Origin of the sequence: Brevundimonas sp. GCM10030266, assembly GCF_042666595.1 — a bacterium.
Classification (GTDB): Bacteria; Pseudomonadota; Alphaproteobacteria; order Caulobacterales; family Caulobacteraceae; genus Brevundimonas.
On sequence record NZ_JBHTCY010000001.1, the window covers coordinates 105,488 to 124,431 of the forward strand.

The 18,944-nt window shown below is 69.6% G+C and carries 17 protein-coding genes; 7 read left to right on the plus strand and 10 right to left on the minus strand.

Annotation, left to right across the window (positions count from 1 at the left end; translation table 11 throughout):
- Positions 1–13 precede the first annotated feature (13 nt).
- The 4 genes from ACFQQC_RS00650 (at position 14) to ACFQQC_RS00665 (ending at position 4,855) form a co-directional block, all read left to right on the plus strand.
- A complete protein-coding gene (locus tag ACFQQC_RS00650; RefSeq protein WP_376858704.1) occupies positions 14–1,210 on the plus strand; it encodes a winged helix-turn-helix domain-containing protein in 1,197 nt (398 codons plus the stop codon).
- Positions 1,211–1,443: 233 nt separating this feature from the next.
- A complete protein-coding gene (locus ACFQQC_RS00655; protein WP_376858706.1) occupies positions 1,444–2,007 on the plus strand; it encodes a TetR/AcrR family transcriptional regulator in 564 nt (187 codons plus the stop codon).
- The gene (locus ACFQQC_RS00660) at positions 2,004–3,695 is read left to right on the plus strand and encodes an MFS transporter (protein ID WP_376858708.1); all 1,692 of its coding nucleotides are present in this window, start codon (positions 2,004–2,006) and stop codon (positions 3,693–3,695) included. Before ACFQQC_RS00655 ends, ACFQQC_RS00660 begins: the two co-directional genes overlap by 4 nt.
- A gap of 35 nt (positions 3,696–3,730) precedes the next feature.
- The gene (locus ACFQQC_RS00665; RefSeq protein ID WP_376858710.1) at positions 3,731–4,855 is read left to right on the plus strand and encodes an HlyD family secretion protein; all 1,125 of its coding nucleotides are present in this window, start codon (positions 3,731–3,733) and stop codon (positions 4,853–4,855) included.
- Positions 4,856–5,014: 159 nt separating this feature from the next.
- Here ACFQQC_RS00665 and ACFQQC_RS00670 read toward each other — a convergent pair whose 3' ends face one another.
- A complete protein-coding gene (locus ACFQQC_RS00670; protein WP_376858712.1) occupies positions 5,015–6,508 on the minus strand; it encodes an aldehyde dehydrogenase family protein in 1,494 nt (497 codons plus the stop codon).
- Positions 6,509–6,601: 93 nt separating this feature from the next.
- Between ACFQQC_RS00670 and ACFQQC_RS00675 the strand changes: the two genes are divergently transcribed.
- The 3 genes from ACFQQC_RS00675 (at position 6,602) to ACFQQC_RS00685 (ending at position 9,669) form a co-directional block, all read left to right on the plus strand.
- On the plus strand, positions 6,602–7,012 hold the full coding sequence (locus ACFQQC_RS00675; protein WP_376858714.1) for a CBS domain-containing protein: 411 nt from the start codon (positions 6,602–6,604) through the stop codon (positions 7,010–7,012).
- A 96-nt stretch (positions 7,013–7,108) separates the two neighbouring features.
- Entirely contained in the window at positions 7,109–7,681 is a 573-nt protein-coding gene (locus ACFQQC_RS00680; protein ID WP_376858716.1) for a hypothetical protein, read from the plus strand.
- Positions 7,682–7,893: 212 nt separating this feature from the next.
- The gene (locus ACFQQC_RS00685) at positions 7,894–9,669 is read left to right on the plus strand and encodes a PAS domain-containing sensor histidine kinase (protein ID WP_376858718.1); all 1,776 of its coding nucleotides are present in this window, start codon (positions 7,894–7,896) and stop codon (positions 9,667–9,669) included.
- Between the two features lie 3 nt (positions 9,670–9,672).
- On the opposite strand, the gene ACFQQC_RS00690 is transcribed toward ACFQQC_RS00685, so the two are convergent.
- The 9 genes from ACFQQC_RS00690 to ACFQQC_RS00730 form a co-directional block, all read right to left on the minus strand.
- On the minus strand, positions 9,673–10,167 hold the full coding sequence (locus ACFQQC_RS00690) for a periplasmic heavy metal sensor (protein WP_376858720.1): 495 nt from the start codon (positions 10,165–10,167) through the stop codon (positions 9,673–9,675).
- On the minus strand, positions 10,164–10,592 hold the full coding sequence (locus ACFQQC_RS00695) for a hypothetical protein (protein ID WP_376860814.1): 429 nt from the start codon (positions 10,590–10,592) through the stop codon (positions 10,164–10,166). The genes ACFQQC_RS00690 and ACFQQC_RS00695 overlap by 4 nt, the downstream gene beginning before the upstream one ends.
- 5 nt (positions 10,593–10,597) lie before the next feature.
- A complete protein-coding gene (locus ACFQQC_RS00700; protein ID WP_376858722.1) occupies positions 10,598–11,161 on the minus strand; it encodes an RNA polymerase sigma factor in 564 nt (187 codons plus the stop codon).
- A gap of 65 nt (positions 11,162–11,226) precedes the next feature.
- A complete protein-coding gene (locus ACFQQC_RS00705; RefSeq protein WP_376858724.1) occupies positions 11,227–11,811 on the minus strand; it encodes an EF-hand domain-containing protein in 585 nt (194 codons plus the stop codon).
- 62 nt (positions 11,812–11,873) lie between these two features.
- On the minus strand, positions 11,874–14,753 hold the full coding sequence (locus ACFQQC_RS00710) for a bifunctional [glutamine synthetase] adenylyltransferase/[glutamine synthetase]-adenylyl-L-tyrosine phosphorylase (protein WP_376858726.1): 2,880 nt from the start codon (positions 14,751–14,753) through the stop codon (positions 11,874–11,876).
- Positions 14,750–16,186, minus strand: a complete 1,437-nt coding sequence (locus ACFQQC_RS00715; protein WP_376858728.1) for an ATP-binding protein — start codon at positions 16,184–16,186, stop codon at positions 14,750–14,752. The genes ACFQQC_RS00710 and ACFQQC_RS00715 overlap by 4 nt, the downstream gene beginning before the upstream one ends.
- Positions 16,186–16,584: an endonuclease domain-containing protein gene (locus tag ACFQQC_RS00720; protein WP_376858730.1), complete on the minus strand. Its 399-nt coding sequence runs from the start codon at positions 16,582–16,584 to the stop codon at positions 16,186–16,188. Before ACFQQC_RS00720 ends, ACFQQC_RS00715 begins: the two co-directional genes overlap by 1 nt.
- A 64-nt stretch (positions 16,585–16,648) precedes the next feature.
- Complete coding sequence (locus ACFQQC_RS00725; protein ID WP_376858732.1) at positions 16,649–17,320, minus strand: response regulator transcription factor; 672 nt, start codon at positions 17,318–17,320, stop codon at positions 16,649–16,651.
- 69 nt (positions 17,321–17,389) lie between these two features.
- Complete coding sequence (locus ACFQQC_RS00730) at positions 17,390–18,934, minus strand: Do family serine endopeptidase (protein ID WP_376858734.1); 1,545 nt, start codon at positions 18,932–18,934, stop codon at positions 17,390–17,392.
- Positions 18,935–18,944 lie beyond the last annotated feature (10 nt).

Genomic DNA, 18,944 nt, shown 5'->3' on the forward strand with positions numbered 1-18,944 from the left:
GCAGGCTGATCCGGTGACCGAAACCATCAGCCTCAGGACCGCCCGCCGCATCGCCCTGGCCGCGCAGGGCTTCGGACGGACCCGCCCCGGATCGCCGGGGCGGAGCCATGTCCGCGACCTCGTCCGCAAGCTGGGCGTGGTGCAGATCGACAGCGTCAATGTGGTGACGCGCACCCACTACCTGCCGGGCTTCTCGCGCCTCGGCCACTATCCGCGCGAGGCGCTGGAGGCCGAGGCGTGGGGGCCAAAACGCAGCCTGTTCGAATACTGGGGCCATGAGGCCTCGCTGATGCCGATGGAGCTTCAGCCCCTGTTCCGCTGGCGCATGCAGCGGGCTCAGGAGGGGGCCATGTGGACCGGCATCGCCCGGTTCGGGCGCGAGCGACGTGACTATATCGACGGGGTTCTGGCCGAGATCGAACGGCGCGGGCCGGTCACCGGCGGCGACTTCGCGACCGGTCCGCGCGGCCAGCCCGGCTGGTGGGAGTGGTCCGACGGCAAGCGCGCGCTGGAGTGGCTGTTCTGGGCCGGGATGATCACGACGAAGACGCGCAACGGTTTCGAGCGCGTCTATGACCTGACCGAGCGCGCCCTGCCCGCCCGCATCATCGACCTGCCGACCCCGGACGAACCGGACGCACAGCGCGAACTGGTCCGCATCGCGGCGCGGGCGCTGGGGGTGGCGACGGAGGCCGATCTGCGCGACTGGTTCCGCATGCCGGTGGCGGAAACGAAGGCGCGGATCGCCGAATTGGTCGAGGCGGACGAACTGACTCCGGTGCAGGTCAGGGGCTGGCGGCAGATCGCGTATCTGGCGCCCGGCGCACGGACGCCGCGCAAGGTGACCGGACAGGCCCTGCTGTCGCCGTTCGACAATCTGATCTGGGCGCGCGACCGGACCGAGCGGCTGTTCGGCGTGCGGGTGCGGCTGGAGATCTACACCCCCGCCCACAAGCGCGAGCACGGCTACTACGTCCTGCCCTTCCTCGAGGACGAGGCGATCACCGCGCGGGTCGATCTGAAGGCTGACCGCAAGGCCGGGGAGCTGCTGGTGCAGGCCGCCTGGCGCGAGCCGGACGCGACGCCCGAGACGCCCGCGCGACTGGCGAACGAGCTGAAACTGATGGCCGGATGGCTGGGTCTGGAGAGTGTGAAGGTCGTCGGCAAGGGCGATCTGGCGGAGGCGCTCGACAGCGCGCTTTCTTCTTAGCTTTCGTCATCCTCCGGCGAGCGTAGCGAGACCGGGGGACCCAGCGGCGCCGCGGCGGCGAAACTCTGAAGATCGAAGTTGAAGCATTGGCGCTCCCCACAGCTTCGCGCTCACGCGCGCCGCTGGGTCCCCCGGTCTGCGCCGCTACGCGGCTTGCCGGAGGATGACGATAGTAACGAAATGAGATGCGGCCCCTTGATTAAGTGGACACCCGTGTCCACTTAGCCGCTATCATGGACCGCCCCCTCAGAAAAGACGCCGCCGACAGACGCGCCGCGCTGCTGGACGCCGCCCGCGCGGTGTTCGCCGAGGAGGGCATCGACGCGCCGCTGGATCGCATCGCCGAACGGGCGGGCGTGGGCCGGGCGACCCTGTACCGGAACTTCCCCGGCCGAACCGAGATCGCGCTGGCCGTGCTGTTGGATGACGTGGCCGAACTGGGCGAGCAGTTCGCCGAACCGACCGCGCCCGACGCCTTCCTCGACTTTCTGGTGGACCTGTCCGCCCGGCTGGTGCGCAACACGGCGCTGGGCGGGGTGGTGCGGGCCTCGCCGTCGCCGGACATCCTGACCCCGTTGCGTCAGGCCATGGTCAAGGCGGCCATGCCGTCGCTGAAGGTTTCGCAGGCCGCGGGCGTCGTCCGCGACGATCTGAAGGCCTCCGACATCCGGGTTCTGGCCGCCATGCTGGGCGGCGGCATCCACAACGCCAGGCCCGCCGAACGGAACGCCATCGCCCGTCGCACGCTGGAGCTTGTGCTGGACGCCGTGAGGGCGCGCGTCGGAGACGGGGCATGAGCCGTCGGAACTTCAGTCTTCCGTGGGCGGAATACGTCCAGACGCTGAAGCCGCACGAGCGGCCGATGTTCCCCGGCTCGCCCGCCACGCCGGACCACACCCTCCCCTATCGCCTGGCCTACTTCGCCGTCGGCATGCTGGTCACCGCCACAGGCGGGATCGGCGCCGCCATGGTCACCGCCAACACCCAGCAACTGGCCGGGGCGCTGGGCGTCTCCCTGACCGAGGCGGCCTGGCTGCCGGTCGTCTTCGTGATGACCAACGCCTGCATGAACCTACTGCTGGTCAAGTTCCGCATGCAGTACGGCCTGCGGCTGTTCGCCCAGATCTTCCTGATCGCCTATGCCCTGATCGCCTTCGGAGCCCTGTTCTTTGAGGATTATCAGTCGACCCTGATCGTGCGGGCCTTCGCCGGCATGGCCTCGGCGGCCCTGACCACGCTGGGCGTCCTCTACACCATCCAGGCCTTCCCGGCGGCGCACCGGCTCAAGGGTCTGGTGCTGGCCATCGGCGCCTCCAGCCTGGCCATTCCGGCGGTCCGCATCTTCTCCAACCATCTGGTCGACCTGTCCGAGTGGCGCGGTTTCCACGTCTTCGAACTGGGCCTGTCCCTGCTGTCGCTGGCGGCCGTGTTCGCACTGAAGGCCCCGCCGTCAGAGCGGTTCAAGGCCTTCGACAAGCTGGACTTCCTGACCTTCGCCCTGTTCGCGCCAGGGATCGCCCTGCTGTGCGCGGTGCTGGGACTGGGCCGGATCGTCTGGTGGACCGAGGCGGCGTGGATCGGCTGGGCGCTGGTCGGATCGATCGTGCTGCTGACCGCCGCCGTGGTCATCGAGTACAATCGCACCACGCCGCTGATAAACCTGAAATGGATGGCCGGGCCGGACATCATCCGGTTGGCCCTGATCATCGTCGGCATCCGCGTCGTGCTGTCGGAACAGACCTACGGCGCGGTGGGCCTGATGACCCAGATGGGCCTGGGCCCCGACCAGATGCACGGGCTCTTCTGGCTGATCCTGATCGCCACCATCGCCGGCTCGCTGACTAGCGCCTTCACCATGAACCCGGCCAAGCTCTACAAGCCGATCGCCATCTCGCTGGCCCTGATCGCGGTGGGGGCCTTCCTCGATTCCCACTCCACTGTCCTGACCCGACCGGGCCAGCTCTATTTCAGCCAGGCCCTGCTGGCCTTCGCCGCCGCCTTCTTCATCGGTCCGGCGATGATGAGCGGCGTGGTGCAGGTGCTGCAGAAGGGCGCCCACAACTTCGTCAGCTTCATCGTCATCTTCGGCATCGGCCAGAACGTCGGCGGCCTGCTGGGCTCCGCCGTGGTCGGCACCCTCCAGACGTGGCGCGAGAAATTCCACTCCAACCAGCTGTCCGAACAGATCAACCTCGGCGACCCCGACGTGGTCCAGCGGCTGCAGCAACTGTCCGGCGCCTACGCCCGGGTGATCGGCGACCCCGCCCTGCGCACCGCCGAGGGCCAGGTTCTGCTGCAGCAGCAGATCAGCCAGCAGGCCCATGTGCTGGCCTACAACGATGTCTTCCTGCTGATCGCCGTCTTCGCCGCCATGGGCAGCTTGTGGGTGACCTTCCACCACCTGCGGCCCCGCTTCACCGCCCGTCGCGCCGCGCGACAGGCCGAAAAGGTCGATGCCGCCGCGGCCGCCGCCGCCATCGACTGATCCCCTTTTCACACGCCCCCCGAACCGTTGCCCCCATGACCGACACCACCGCCCCCGCTCCCGCCGCACCGCAACCGGCGCCCCAACCCGCGCCGCCGCCGCCCGCCGCCGCGCCTGCGGAGCCGCCGCAGAAGCGGGTGCTGATCAGCGTCCTGCTGATCGCCGTCGCCATCGTCGGAGTGCTGCTGGTGCTGTGGGCGTGGCGGCTGCCGCCCTTCACCTCGGGCGTGCAGCACACCGACAACGCCTATGTGCGCGGGCAGGTGACGGTGATCGCGCCTCAGGTGACCGGCTATGTCACCTCGGTCGAGGTGCAGGACTTCCATACCGTGAAGCAGGGCCAGTTGCTGGCCACGGTCGATGACCGCATCTATCGCCAGCGGCTGGAACAGGCGCAAGCGCAGCTGCATTCCGCCGAGGCTGCCCTGGCCAACTCGACCCAGAGCCAGAACTCGGCGCGCGGATCGGTGGCGCAGAGCAACGCTTCCATCGCCGCCGCCCGCGCCAATGTCGCCAAGGCCCAGGCGGACTTCAATCGGTCGCGCACCCTGTTCGAGGGCGGCTGGGTGGCGCAGGCGCAGGTGGACGTGACCCGCACCGCCCTTCAGGCCGCGCAGGCCCAGTTGGCCGCCGCGCAAGCCGCGACCGGCATCGCCGAGACCGGCGTCACCTCCGCCGTCGTCAGCCGGGGCTCGCTGGAGGCCGCCGTCGAGAACGCGCAGGCCGCCGTGCATCTGGCCGAGATCGACCTGTCCAACACCCGCATTGTCGCGCCCCGCGACGGGCGTCTGGGCGAGATCACCGTGCGTCAGGGCCAGCAGGTCGCCGTCGGCACCCAGCTGATGGCGCTGGTCCCCGACCGCATCTGGGTGACGGCCAACTACAAGGAGAACCAGCTGCGCGACATCCGCGTCGGCCAGCCGGTCGAGCTGTCGGTCGATGCCCTGGGCGGCCGGACCCTGACTGGCAAGGTCGAGCAGATCGCCCCGGCCACGGGCTCGGAATTCAGCGTCATCCGCCCGGACAACGCCACCGGCAACTTCACCAAGGTGGCCCAGCGCGTGCCGGTGAGGATCGCCCTCGACCCGGGTCAGGACGGCCTCGACCGCCTGCGTCCCGGTTTGTCGGTGGTGGCGCGGGTGGATACGCGCGCCCGCTGAGGCCCTCTATTTCTTGCGACGGCTCAACAGGACGATGATCGCCGCGACGCCGCCGATGGGTCCGACGAGAAACACGAGCACGATGATCCAGTGCCAGATGCTGAAGCTGCCCATCGTGGTCCTTGTCGTTCGGGATGAAGGCCGGAGGCCGAGGGTCTGTTAAACGTCGAATCTCACGCCCTGCGCCAGCGGCAGGGCGGACGAGAAATTCACCGTCTGGGTCTGGCGGCGCATATAGGCCTTCCACGCATCCGAGCCGGACTCGCGCCCGCCGCCAGTGTCCTTCTCGCCCCCGAAGGCCCCGCCGATCTCGGCGCCCGAGGGGCCGATGTTGACGTTGGCGATGCCGCAATCCGAGCCCCAGGCCGACAGGAATTGCTCAGCCTCACGGACACTGTCAGTGAAAACGCAGGAGCTCAGCCCCTGCGGCACGGCGTTCTGCAGCTCGACCGCCTGATCGAAGTCCGACCACGTCAGCACATACAGGATCGGCGCAAAGGTCTCGTGCTCGACCACCGCCGTCTGGGCGGGCATGCGGACGATGGCGGGCTTCACATAGGCCCCTTCCGCTTCGACCCGATCGCCGCCGGTGATGATCTCGCCGCCCTGCTGAACCGCCTGTTCCAGCGCCGCCTCAAAGGCTTCGACGGCGGGGATATCAATCAGCGGGCCGACCAGCGTACCGGCCTCGCGCGGGTCGCCAATGGGCAGGGACTCATAGGCTTTCTTCAGTCGTTCCAGCAGCTTGCCGGCCACGCTCTCGTGCACCAGCAGACGGCGCAGGGTGGTGCAGCGCTGCCCCGCCGTGCCGACCGCCGAGAAGGCGACCGCCCGCACCGCCATGTCCAGATCGGCGCTGGGCGTCACGATCATGGCGTTGTTGCCGCCCAGCTCCAGCAGCGAGCGCCCGAGCCGCGCGGCGACCGTTTGCGCCACCGCCTTGCCCATGCGGGTCGAGCCGGTGGCCGAGACCAGCGGGATGCGGGCGTCGGCGGCCAGGGCCTCACCGGCCTCGCGCCCGCCGATGACCAGTTGCGACAGACCTTCCGGCGCATCCCCAAACCGCGCCAGCGCCCGCTCGAAAACCGCCTGCGTGCCCAGCGCCGTCAGCGGCGTCTTCTCCGACGGCTTCCAGATCACCGGATCGCCGCAGACCAGCGCCAGACAGGCGTTCCAGGCCCACACGGCGACCGGAAAGTTGAAGGCCGAGATGACCAGCACCGGCCCCAGCGGCTGATACGTCTCGCGCATGTGGTGGCCGGGCCGCTCACTGGCGAGGGTCAGGCCATAGAGCTGGCGCGACAGGCCGACAGCGAAGTCGCAGATGTCTATCATCTCCTGAACCTCGCCGAGGCCCTCCGACACGATCTTCCCGGCCTCCAGCGTGACCAGCCGGGCGAGGTCGTCCTTCGACGCGCGCAGCTCCTCGCCGAACAGGCGGACCAGCTCGCCGCGACGCGGGGCGGGGACGCGCTTCCAGGCATGGAAGGCCTGGACCGAACGGGCGACGACGCCGTCCAGATCGGGCGTCTCCGCCACCGATCCGGCGCTGGAGCCGTCGATCGGCGAGCGGGTCGGCAGATGGCCGTTCCAGACCGTGGCGCTGACGCCCAGTCGCTCAAGGATGGCCTTCGCCTCGTTCGCCGCCGTCATCCGCCCGCCCTTCGTTGTCCCCTTCGGGTGTAGCGCGGAACCCGGCTCGGCGGCGAGGGGTTCTGTCCGCGAACCGATGCAGGAGAGACTCCGATGAAGGTACGCGATCTGATGAGCAAGGACGTGCAGGTGGCCCGTCCCGGCGACACCCTGCAGGAGATCGCCCGGCGCATGCACGACGGCGGCTTCGGCTTCATGCCGGTGGCTGACGGCGACAGCCTGATCGGCGCCATCACCGATCGCGACATCGTTGTGCGCGCCATCGCCGGTGGCGCGGCGGTGACCTCGCCGGTGGTGGAATTCATCACCCGCGACCCGCACACCGCCCGCGCCGATGACGACCTGAAGACCGTGCTCGACGCCATGAGCAGCCGTCAGGTTCGTCGCCTGCCCGTGCTGGACAAGAACGACCGTCTGGTCGGCGTGGTCTCGCTGGGCGACCTGTCCACGCGGGTGAAGGAAAAGTACGCCGGCGAGGCGCTGGAAGACATCTCGCGCAACTGAGCCGGCGGCGGGCGTTAAGGTCCACTTTACCCTCTCACCAAACGGCCTGTTCATCCGCAGGCTGCATGATGCGCTGTCGATAGTCCGGAGTGCATCATGGCGCGCGCGCAATTCCAGAAGGGCCAGAAGGTCTGGGTCGAGTGCGTCGGCGCATGGGCCCAGATCGAGAAGGTCCAGCCTGTCTGGGCCAAGGGCTTCGAGGAACCGGTGCGCGTCACCTATGACGTCGGCCTCGGCCGCGAGTTCCTGGCGCACGAGTTGCTGCTGCCGGTCGAGGATTCGGCGGTGGACGACGGCCAGCACTGGCGCCTGATGCGCGCCCGGAACAAGTGGCAGAACGCCGAGGATTGCCCGCACCACCCCTTCCCCGGCACCTATCCGGTCGTGGTGACCGACAAGGCCGACTGGGGCGGCTGGCGCGTGCCCGGCGCCGAATACGACCGCGATCCCGAACAGATCGAATTCCAGGCCCGCCTGATCGCGGCCGCGCCGAAGCTGATGGCGCTGGCGACGCAACTTCTGGCCTCGGTGGACGAGGCGCCGGACGACGCCCCGCCCGAAATGCGCGCCCTCGCCCGCGACGCCCGCGCGACGCTGAAGACCATCACCGACGTGCTGGCGGCCCCCACCCTCGAGACCTCTTCGCCGACCTCTTTCCAGGCGGCCTGAGTCTGGTCGGGTCGCCGAGTGCGACTCTCCAGACTCACCCCGTTCAAGAATGTTGATCAGGGATTAACCCTGCTCGACACGAATCCGCGACGCAGCCTAGATTCAGGGCTCGTTGTCGAATCGTCCGGGAGAGCGCCTTGCGGGGTGAGGAACGCCGCATATCACCACAGGGACGACGCGCCTCCGATCGTGAGCGCGGAGCCCCGGCGTGGTTGCGCATCTCCATCCTTGCGCTGGCCCTCGCGATCGCGGCCCATGTGCTGCTGGTCGCGCGCGGCGTCGCGACGCCGGACGCGGGCATGGGCGGCTTCTCCGCCGTTGAGCTGTGGGTGCTGGGCCCGCCGATCGGCATCGGCCTGTTCACCCTCGTCCTCGTCGTCGTCATGCAGCGCCGCCAGATGGGCATCAGCCGCGAATGGGCGGCGTCCGAGCGTCGCTTCCGCGGCGCGGTCGAGGCGGCGCACTGCGGCGTCTGGGACTGGGACATCGACGCCGGTCAGGTGATGATCTCCGACTATATGGCCAGCCTGATGGGACTGGACCGCAGCGGCAATATTCCGGAAGACACCTTCGTCGCGCGCATCCACCCCCGCTATCGCGAGGCGGTCCAGCATGCCCTGCGTCAGGCCCAGACCTACGGCGCCTTCGAGGTCAGCTTCCCGGTGCCCGACGAGAACGGTCGCGCCCGCTGGATCGACGCCCGGGGTCAGGCGCGCGGCGAGCGCGGCGCTGACGGCTTCACCTCCGTGCTGGGCGTGGCGCTGGACACCACCGAAGCCCGCCGCGCCAAGGCCCAGGCCCAGTCCGCTGAAGGTCGCCTGCGCGACGGCATCGAGAGCGTGTCCGACGCCTTCGTCCTGTTCGACAAGTCGGGCCGTCTGATCCTGTCCAACCAGGCTTTTGAGGACGCCTTCGCCTTCGAGCCCGGCGTGGTGCGCAAGGGCGCCTACAAGCAGGATCTGAACCGCATCGCCGCCCTGGCCATCAAGTCGGAGCAGGCGGCGGCCGGGGGTCGGGCCGGCGCCCGCGAGGTCGAACTGGTCGATGGTCGCTGGCTGCAACTGGTCGAGCGCTTCACCTCGGACGGCGGTTCGGTGGTCACGGCCGCCGACATCACCGCCATCAAGCAGAAGGAAGCCGAGCGTCAGCGCGCGGTGGAACGCCTGCACGTCACCATCGCCGAACTGGAGGACCGCGAGGAGAAGCTGTCCCTGCTGGCCCGCAAATACGAAGTAGCGATGACCCGGGCCGAGGCCGCCAACCAGGCCAAGTCCGAGTTCCTGGCCAACATGAGCCACGAGCTGCGCACCCCTCTGAACGCCATCAACGGCTTCTCGGAGATCATGGCCGGCGAGCTGTTCGGCCCGCTGGGCGACCAGAAGTACAAGGGGTATGCAGGCGACATCCTGAAGTCGGGCCAGCATCTGCTCAGCCTGATCAACGACATCCTCGACATGGCCAAGATCGAGGCCGGCAAGCTGACGCTGCACTATGAGGCGGTGTCGCTGAAGGAGATCGTCGGCGACGCCACCCGACTGATGCGCGGCAAGATCGAGGAGGCGGGGCTCAGGCTGGTGGTCGACGCCAAGGACATCCCGCAGATCGAGGCGGACCATCGCGGCCTGAAGCAGGTGGTGCTGAACCTGATCTCGAACGCGGTGAAATTCACCCCCGAGGGCGGCGAGATCGTGGTCGCCCTGTCGCAACTGGACGACGACCGGGTTCAGGTGTCGGTCACCGACACCGGCATCGGCATCGCGCCGGAGGATCTGGCGCGTCTGGCCCGCCCGTTCGAACAGGTCGAGGGCCAGCACTCCAAGACGACGCAGGGCACGGGCCTGGGGCTGGCCCTGACCAAGTCGCTGATCGAACTGCACGGCGGCGAGCTGATCATGGAAAGCGAGCCGGGACGCGGCACCACCGTCCGTTTCGACCTGCCGATCCAGCGCCCGATGGGGCAACCGCAGGCCCACGCCCGCGCGGCCTGATCCCTATTTGCGCTCGGCCTGGGGACCGTCGTTGCGGTCCCGCGCGCCCCGGCCGCGACGTGACAGGATTTCCGACAGCACCGCCCGGTCGTCCGGCGAAAGGGTGGCCAGCAGGGTCACGGCCTCGGCCTCCAGCCGGGCGCGGCCGCGCAGTTCCGCGGCGCGGGACTGGTCCAGCAGGGTCCTGACGCGGGCGGCGTCGAAGCCGTTCGAGGCCGACAGATCGATCGCCTCGCGGCGCTTGGCGCGGGCTTCCTCGAAGTCCGGCTTGGCGGCCAGCGCCGACGCCTTGAGCGCCTGACGGACATCGCGCCGAACCTCCGGGCTCAGACGGGCGATGACGCTCATCGTCGAATGCTCGCGAGCCGGGCGCTGCTGCGCCTCGATCCGCTGTTCGGCGCGCTTGTGGGTGACCCAGATCGTGCCCCCCGCCGCCACGGCGAAGAGGTTGAACGCGACCGAGGCCGCCAGGACGATCTTGAGGGCTTTCGGGCTCAACCCAGAACCTCCGAGTCGTCCACGCCTTGCAGGGTGGACTGATACAGGATCGCGTCGGCCTGGGCGTCGGCGGTCAGATGGCCGGTCATGATGACGCCGGCGGCGACACCGGCGCAGGCGGCGGCGGCCCAGCCGGCGCCGAAGATCAGGGTCAGGCGGTCCAGCCAGCGGCGGCCCTGACGGCCCGCCTTCAGCCCGGCCTGCGCCGCCGAGGCGATGACCCGATCCCGCAGCGCCATCGAAACCAGGGGGGGCGGCGCCGCGTGCAGCAGGGCGTCGACGGCGTCCGCCTCCGACAGGGCCGCGCGCGCGACCTCGGGCTCCGCCGCCATGAAGGCCCGGGCCGCATCCCGCTCGCTCTCAGGCCAGCGCCGTTCGTCGGCGCCATAGGCCGCCGCCAGGGCGATGAACCGATCCGACGTCATCACACTCACGCTCCTTCAGCGTCCGGCCGCATATCGGCCAGCGCCACTCTCAACGCCCGCCGCCCTCGCGACAGCAGGCTTTCCAACGCCTCGACGCTGATCTCCATCAGGGCCGCGGCCTCGATATTGGTCAACTCCTGATAGTGACACAGGACGATGGCCTCTCTCTGACGTTCGGGCAGACGGGCCAAAGCCGCCTCGACCCGCGCGCCGGTGTCCGCCGCGATCAGCCCCCGGTCCGGAGCCGGGCTTTCGTCCGGCCGGTCGGGCGGCGTGTCCGTGGCGATCTCGCGTCGCCGACGCAGCCGGTCGTAGCAGAGGTTCAGCGCCACCCGGTGCAACCAGGTGTCGAACCGCGCCTTGCCCGGCGTCCAGCGCGGCGCCTGTCGCCAGGCCCGCAGCATGGCCTCCTGCGCCACGTCTTCCGCCTCCACGGCGTCGCCCAGCATGCGACGCGCCAGCGCCAGCATGCGGGGCAGCTTCCTCGCCACCATGGACTGGATCGCCGCGGGATCGCCCTGACCCACGCGGCGCACCAGATCCTCGTCGGGGTCGGCGATCAGCGCCAATCGGCCCTCGTTCGAACGTCATCGAGAGGGTCGCGCGGCGCAGAACCGTCGTCCCCGACATCTCCTTACTCCGAAGCGGGCGCCGGAGGCGACGTCTGTTGCGACGCCGCGCGCCGGTTCATGCGATCCCGACGCTGCTCCCGCATCGCCTCACGTCCCGCCCGACGTTCCTGCGCACTGAGGAAACCGTCGCTGTCCGTATCCAGACGGGTGAAGGCCTGATCGGCGCGGGCGCGGGCGTCGGCGATGACCACCGGTCCGCGGTCGCCGCCGCGCATGCTGCGCTCACCGCGCGGACCGTGCTCGCGCCGGACCCGTTCCGGCCGTCCCTGCCCGGCGCCGGCGACGAATTCCTCGCGGCTCAGGCGACCGTCCCTGTCGGCGTCGAGGCGGTCAAAGCGGGTCGCGGCCTGTTCCTGCCGGGCCGCCCGGACATGAGCCCGGCGCTCCTCGCGGGTCACCGTGCCGTCCCGGTTCGCATCGGCGGCGACCAGACGTTCGACGCGGTGCTCGACATAGTCCGCGCGGCTGACCGGCGCGGGGGCCGGGCGTTGCGCCTGTTGCGCCACGGGCGGTCGGGCGGTGGCCACGCCCGCGGCGGCGGCCAGTGCGACGACGGCGAAGCCGCCGATCAGTAGGGTCCTGCTCATTCGATGATCTCCATGGCCATTCGGCCTTGTCGTCCCTGTCAGGAGATCAAACGGGGGACGGATCAATCTCCGTCGCGAACCGGGGGCAGCGCCGTTTCGAACGCCGCGCGGGCCTTGCGACGGACCTGCTGGAGATGCGTGGACAGGGCGTCGAAGTCCGCCGCCCCGCTGGCCTCCGCCAGCCGATTGCGGAAACCTTCAGGCTCGTTCGAGGGATCACCCGGCGTGTCGAAGGCGGCGGCCAAGACCTGTCCCAGCGCCTGCTGCAGCCGCCAGGCCTCGGCCAAGGCCGGCTCGCCAGCCAGCGCCTCCAGCGTCGAAACGGTCAGGGGTTCGCCGATCGCCGCGGCGTGGAGCTGGCCCACCTGCGCCACGAACTCCGCATCCACCTGTCCGCCGGGCGCCAGCTTCAGATCCCAGTCGCCCTTGCCCGGACGTTCGCGGGCCATCAGGTCGCGCATGCGGCGGGCGTCGGCGGCGACGTCCACCCCCGGCCTGGGCCTGCGCAGGACCGCCTCCAGCGCCGCGGTGACCTGTCGGCCAAAGGCGGGGTCGTTGGCCCAGACCACCCGCCCCCGCGTCAGGGCCATGAACTCCCAGGTGTCGCCCTCGGTCGCGTAATAGTCCTGCAGCGCCGACAGCCGCAGGGACACCGGCCCCTTGGCCGCGCCGGGGCGCAGGCGCATGTCGACCTCATACAGGCCGCCCTCGGCGGTGTGGGCGGACAGGGCCGCGATCAGCCGCTGGGTGAACCGCGAGTAGAAGACCCCCGCCGCCCAACCCTTGCCCGCCGACATCGCATCGGCCGGGGCGTCATAGAGGGTCATCAGGTCCAGATCGGAGCTGGCCCGCATCTCGCGCGACCCGGCCTTGCCCAGCGCGATCACCGCGACCTTGCCGCCTGCCAGGGCGCCGCCCTGCCGTTCGGCCTCGGCCAGGGCGACCGGCGCGAGGGCGGCCATCACCGCGTCGGCCAGGGCGGTCAGCGCCCGCCCCGCCGCCTCCGGCCCGGCACGACCGGTCAGGATCTGCAGGCCAATCCGGAACATCTGGTCCCGGTGAATGCGGCGCACGGCGTTCATGGCCGCCTCGAAGTCCGACGCAGCCACGGTCTCAGCCAGCATCTGTTCAGCGATGCCGCTGTCCGCCTCCAGATCCTGGGCGAAGCGGGCGTCCAGCATGCTGTCCAGCGCCGCCGGATAGCGGCCCAGCGTCCGGGCCAGACGCGGGGCGAAGGCCATGACGCCGACCACCAGCTCGAACAGCCGGGGCTGGGCCAGGAACAGGGCCTGCACCTGCACCCCGGCGCTGAGCCCCGCGAAGAAGACGGCGAACCGGCGGAAGGCGTCGTCCGCCGCGCCGGTGTCGGCCAGGGCGGTCAGCAGGCGCGGCGCCAGTCGGGTGAACAGTTCGCGCCCGCGTTCAGTGCGCGTGGCCGGGATGCGCCCGTGGTGCCAGCTGCGGATCGTGTCCGCCACGCCCGCAGGCTCGGAGAAGCCCATCCGTTCGAGGGTCAGCAGGGTCTCGGGATCGTTCTCGACCCCGGTGAAGACCAGCGAGCCATAGGGGGAGGACAGCTCCTCCCCGCCCTCGAACAGTTCGCCGTAACGCCCGTTCACCCGGATCAGCAGGGCTTCGACCCGGGCGTCGAAGGCGGAGAGCGCCCCCTCCCCCGCCAGCGCGGCGACGGCGGCCCGGCGGACCGGGTCGAGCGGCAGGCTATGGGTCTGCTCGTCGTCCAGCATCTGAACGCGATGCTCCAGCCCGCGCAGTTCGACATAGGCGGCGGTCAGTTCCTCACAGACCCCGGCTTTGACATGGCCGGCGTCCCGAAGGGCGGCGAGGGCGTCCACTGTCCGCGGCGTCCGCAGCTTCGCATCGCGACCGCCGAGGATCAGTTGCTGGGTCTGGGCGAAGAACTCGATCTCACGGATGCCGCCGCGCCCCAGCTTCAGGTTGGCGCCGGCGGCTTCCAGCCCCTCGCCGGTCTTGTGGACGTGGATCTGTCGCTTGATCGACTGGATGTCGAGGATGGCCGGATAGTCGAGACTGCGCCGCCAGATGAAAGGAACCAGCGCCTTGAGGAAGGCCTTGCCCGCGCGCGGGTCGCCCAGCATGGCGCGCGCCTTGATGAAGGCCGCCCGCTCCCAGTTCTGACCGACGCCCTCATAGTAGGTCAGGGCGAAGGGGACAGAGACGACCGGCGGGGTCGAGGACGGATCGGGCCGTAGCCGCAGGTCGACCCGGAACACATAGCCGTCGCCGGTCCGCTCCTGCATCAGGGTGGCGAAGGCATGCGCCAGCCGATCGAGGAAGCGCTGCGGCTCCACCCCTTCGGCCAGGGCGGGAGTCAGCGCCTCCGGATCCCAGAACAGGCTGATGTCGATGTCGGACGAATAGTTCAGCTCATCGGCGCCGTGCTTGCCCATGGCCAGACCGAACAGGCCGGGCACCGGACCGCGCCTGTCATCGGCCGCAGAAACCAGCTTGCCCCGCTCCCGCTGGTCATGAGCCACCGCCGCCAGCGCGGCACGGGACGAGATGTCGGCGAAGCGGCTGAGCGCACCGGTCACCTGATCGAGGGTCCAGAGCCCGCCCAGATCGGCCAGGGCCGTCAGCAGATGCAGTTCGCCCTTCAGCCGCCGCAGCGGCGCACGCAGGTCGTCGGCGCCGCCGGTCAGGGCGTTCGTCCGCGCCAGCACATCGGCCAGTCGGGCGTCCGGCCCCTGTTCCAGCAGGGTCCGCAGGGTGTCGGGCCAGCGCCGGGCCAGACCGAACAGATAGGGCGAGGCGGCGAAGACCGGCTCAAGCGCGGGCCAGTGGGCCTCAAGCAGATCGGCCCAGCCGCCCTCGGTGGCGGCTTCGGACAGACGCTCGTGGGCGCGGGCCGCGGCGTCGGCGTCCACAACCGGGCCGCAAGGGCTCAGGACCGCCTCGCTCATGCCTCCGCCGCCGGCAGCACCAGCGCCACGCGCAGGCCCGGGCCGGAGCCCTCGAAGGCGCCCGGACCTTCATCCAGGGTGATGCGCCCGCTGTGCGCCTCCATCACCGCGCCGACCAGCGACAGGCCCAGACCCGATCCCGGCTCGGTGCGGCTGTTGTCCAGACGGACGAAGCGCTGGATCACCCGCTCGCGGTCTTCCTCCGGCACCCCCGGCCCGGTGTCGGTCACCGAGAACTCGATCTCGCCGGACGAGCGACGACGGGCGCGCAGCATCACGGCGCCGCCGACCGGGGTGTACTTGATCGCATTGTCGATGATGTTGGCCAGCGCCTGCGCCAGGAAGGGCTGGTTGGCGTTGACCATCAGGCCGCGCTCGATCTCGGACGAGAACTCCAGCCCCTTGTCCTCGCTGGCGGGCTCGTAGAGCTCGGCCATGTCGGCGGCCAGATCCGCCGCGTCGAACACGGCCGGGTCCGGGATGCGGCCCGATCCGGCGGCGGCCTGCAGGCGGGCGATGGCCAGGACGGTGTTGAAGGTCTTCAGCAGGTCGTCGGCCTCGGACAGGGCCAGCTCCAGCGCCTCGGTCCCGTCGATCTTGCCGGCCTCGGCGTCGATCAGCGCCACCTCCAGCTTGGCCCGCATCCGGGTCAGGGGCGAGCGCAAATCGTGGGCGATGGCGTCGCCCGCGTGGCGGATGGAGGCCATCGAGCCCTCCAGCCGGTCCAGCATGCCGTTCAGCCCCTGCCCCAGCTCGTCCCACTCGTCGCCCGTGTTGCGGACCGTGGCGCGGGCCTTCAGATCGCCGTCCTGCACCGCCGTCACGACCGTCTTCAGCCGACCCATGGCGCGTTCCAGATTGCGGCTGACCAGCAGACCACCCGCCAGCCCCAGCAGCAGGACGATGCCCATGGCGGCCCACAACGCCTGCGTCAGGCGGGACAGATAGGCCTCGGTGTCGCCCATCGATTCACCGACGAACAGCACCTCGCCGCCCGACAGCCGCGCCTGCACGCCCAGCGACTGCGGCCGGGTCACCCGGCCGCTGGCGTCATTGTCGGTGTAGGTGAAGGTCTGCCACGTCGGAACGGTCCCGCCGTCGCCCTGACCGCGCGGAACGATGTCGATGGGCGACTCGGTCAGATTGCCGGTGATCAGCCCCCCGTTCGGGTCCATCAGGATGTAGAGATAGGGTCCGCCCCGGATGGTCCGGTCCACCAGCGCCGCGTTCAGCGCATCAGGCCCCCGCTCGCGATAGATGCCGGTCAGCACCTCGAACTCGGTCGTCACATCCGCCTGGGTCTTGGCCCGCGCCTCATTGGCCGAGGCGATATAGACATAGGCCAGCACCGCGCTGGCCGCCGCCGCGAACAGGGCGACGAACAGCAGCGTCAGCCGGAATGGCGTCCGACGAAGGAGGGAGGGAAGACGCACTAGAAATCTCCCTCCCCGGCACGGGGAGGGTGGTCGGCGCGAAGCGACGACCGGGTGGGGCGGGCAAGGCAACGCATCCGCACCTCTTCAATCACCTCAGCCAACCTGTCTCGAACTGCTTCATTGGTTATCCGAAACGTCAGAAAGCCGAGCCGCGCAAGAACTGCATCGCGGACCCGATCCTTTCGCGCCCTGTCTTCCTGGACATGCGAACCGCCATCGACTTCCACGATCAGCCGCCGGTCCAGACAGACGAAATCGAAATAATAGCCTCGTTCCGGATGCTGTCGGCGGAAGTGCAGCCCTTCGTGACGAAGCCGCCGCAGCTGAACCCACAGACGGGCCTCGGCAGGCGTCATCGCCTTTCTGAGGGCCCTTGCCTTGGCGATGACGGCCATGTCGCCGACCCCTCCCCACCCGGTCGCTGCGCGACCACCCTCCCCGAACGGGGAGGGAAATCAGTCAGGCTTCCAATCTATAGCCGGCGCCTCTGACCGTCTGCAGCATCGCCTTGTCGAACCCCTTGTCGATCTTGGCGCGCAGGCGGCTGATGTGGACGTCGATGACGTTGGTCTGGGGGTCGAAGTGGTATTCCCAGACCTTCTCGAGCAGCATGGTGCGGGTCACCGACTGGCCGGCGTGGCGCATCAGGAACTCCAGCAGCTGGAACTCGCGCGGCTGCAGGTCGATCTCCTGACCGGCGCGGTGCACGGTGCGGGCGATGAGGTTCATCTCCAGATCGCCGACCTTCAGCATGGTGGCGACCGAGCCGGTCTCGCGGCGGCGCGACAGGGCCTCGACACGGGCGATCAGCTCGGAGAAGGCGTAGGGCTTGACCAGATAGTCGTCGGCGCCGGCCTTCAGGCCCGTGACGCGGTCCTCGACCTCGCCCAGCGCCGACAGGAACAGGACCGGGGTCTGGTCGCCGTCCTTGCGCAGGGTCTCGACCATGCCGATGCCGTCCAGACGCGGCATCATCCGGTCCACGACATAGACGTCATAGCCGCCCTTCTGGGCCTCCAGCAGACCGAAGGCGCCGTCGACGGCGTGGGTCGTGTCGTGACCGGCCTCGGTCAGACCGCGAACCATGGCGGTCGCGGCCTCGGCGTCGTCCTCAACAACCAGAATGCGCATGGAATCAGCCCCCGAATGCAAAATCGCCGCCGATGTTAGCGCATCGGCGGCGATCAAGTCAGTTAAGCCTTATTCAGACTCCGGAAGTTCCAGCACGGTCGGCACATTGCCCTGCGGCGTCCAGACCAGGATGAAGACCCCGGTCCCCGCAGAGCGGGCGGCCTGCACCGCCGCCTGGAAATCCGCGACCGAGGTCACGGCCCGCTGGCCGGCGCGCATGATGACGAAACCGGGCTGGTAGGCGCGATTATCGCCGCTGCCACTCTGGGTGATCACCACGCCATTGACGTTGGCGGGGATATCATAGCGCTGACGCAAGGCCGGGCTGATCGGCGCGACGGTCAGGCCGCCCACCGCGGTGCCGGCCACGGCGCCGTTCGGCGTGGGCTCCGCACCCGGCTCCGCCCCACCTTCCGCGTTCAGCGCCGCCTCCGACGGACGGGTGCCCGAGCGGACATTGAGGGTCTGACGACGGCCGTCGCGCCATACCTCAAGGCGCAGGTTGTCGCCCGGACGCGCCTGACCGACCCGACGGGTCAGATCGTTGCCGTCGCGGACCTTCTCGCCGTTCAGCGTCAGCACGATGTCGCCCTGCTGCAGGCCGCCACCTTCGGCCGGCCCCCCAGGTGTTACACTTTGAACGTACGCGCCTTCCCGACTTTCAAGCCCCAACGGCCCTAACCACTCACGCTCAACTGGCCTTATCTGGACGCCGAGATAGCCGCGCTCGATCGTCTCGCCGCGCATCAGACGGTCGGTGATCGGCTTGGCGGTCGAGGCGGGGATGGCGAAGCCGATGCCGACCGAGCCGCCCGACGGCGAATAGATGGCCGAGTTCACGCCGATGACGCGACCGTAGATGTCGAAGGTCGGCCCGCCCGAGTTGCCCCGGTTGATGGCGGCGTCGATCTGGATGTAGTCGGTATAGGGCGTCGAGCTGTCCAGTTGGCTGCGTCCCTGGGCCGAAACGATGCCCGCCGTGGCGGTGCCGCCCAGACCGAAGGGATTGCCCACGGCCACGACCCAGTCGCCCACGCGGGGCTGGGCCGTTTCCTCGAACTCCACATAGGGGAAGTCCGAACCGTCGACCTTCAGCACAGCCAGATCGGTCGACTCGTCGCGACCGACCACGCGGGCGGTCAACTCACGTGCATCCGCCAGCTTGACGGTAATCTCCACCGCGTCGGCGACGACGTGGTTGTTGGTGACGATGTAGCCGTCCGCTGTGATAAAGAAGCCCGAGCCGGAGCCCATGGCCGTCCGCCCCTCGTCCTCGCCTTCCCCGCCCTGGCCGCCGGGAGCGGGGACCGGAACGGCGCCGAGGCCGGGGATCTGGATGAAGCCCTGGCGCGGGGTGGCGACGCGGGTCTTCACATCGATCTGCACGACCGCCGGGGCGACCTGTTCGAAGATGTCGGCGAAGCTGCGCGGCGCGCCCTGCGGCGGGGCGAAGGCGGCGCCCGCTGCGCCGGCGCTGGGGATCAGACGTCCGCTGACGCCCGACACGGGCCCGGCGTTGGCGGTCGGCCAGTCAATCACCCCACCCGCGGTCGCGGCGGCGGCGAAGGCCAGGCCGGCGACGGCCCCGAGCATGAATTCCTTGCGCTTCATCATAGGCAGTCAG

What these genes read in the sequence shown, in the direction of transcription:
- ACFQQC_RS00655 (WP_376858706.1), top strand. Translation starts at nt 1,444, where the DNA reads ATGGACCGCCCCCTCAGAAAAGACGCCGCCGACAGACGCGCCGCGCTG.
- ACFQQC_RS00660 (WP_376858708.1), top strand. Translation starts at nt 2,004, where the DNA reads ATGAGCCGTCGGAACTTCAGTCTTCCGTGGGCGGAATACGTCCAGACG.
- ACFQQC_RS00665 (WP_376858710.1), top strand. Translation starts at nt 3,731, where the DNA reads ATGACCGACACCACCGCCCCCGCTCCCGCCGCACCGCAACCGGCGCCC.
- ACFQQC_RS00670 (WP_376858712.1), bottom strand. Translation starts at nt 6,508, where the DNA reads ATGACGGCGGCGAACGAGGCGAAGGCCATCCTTGAGCGACTGGGCGTC.
- ACFQQC_RS00675 (WP_376858714.1), top strand. Translation starts at nt 6,602, where the DNA reads ATGAAGGTACGCGATCTGATGAGCAAGGACGTGCAGGTGGCCCGTCCC.
- ACFQQC_RS00680 (WP_376858716.1), top strand. Translation starts at nt 7,109, where the DNA reads ATGGCGCGCGCGCAATTCCAGAAGGGCCAGAAGGTCTGGGTCGAGTGC.
- ACFQQC_RS00695 (WP_376860814.1), bottom strand. Translation starts at nt 10,592, where the DNA reads ATGACGTCGGATCGGTTCATCGCCCTGGCGGCGGCCTATGGCGCCGAC.
- ACFQQC_RS00705 (WP_376858724.1), bottom strand. Translation starts at nt 11,811, where the DNA reads ATGAGCAGGACCCTACTGATCGGCGGCTTCGCCGTCGTCGCACTGGCC.
- ACFQQC_RS00710 (WP_376858726.1), bottom strand. Translation starts at nt 14,753, where the DNA reads ATGAGCGAGGCGGTCCTGAGCCCTTGCGGCCCGGTTGTGGACGCCGAC.
- ACFQQC_RS00720 (WP_376858730.1), bottom strand. Translation starts at nt 16,584, where the DNA reads ATGGCCGTCATCGCCAAGGCAAGGGCCCTCAGAAAGGCGATGACGCCT.
- ACFQQC_RS00725 (WP_376858732.1), bottom strand. Translation starts at nt 17,320, where the DNA reads ATGCGCATTCTGGTTGTTGAGGACGACGCCGAGGCCGCGACCGCCATG.
- ACFQQC_RS00730 (WP_376858734.1), bottom strand. Translation starts at nt 18,934, where the DNA reads ATGATGAAGCGCAAGGAATTCATGCTCGGGGCCGTCGCCGGCCTGGCC.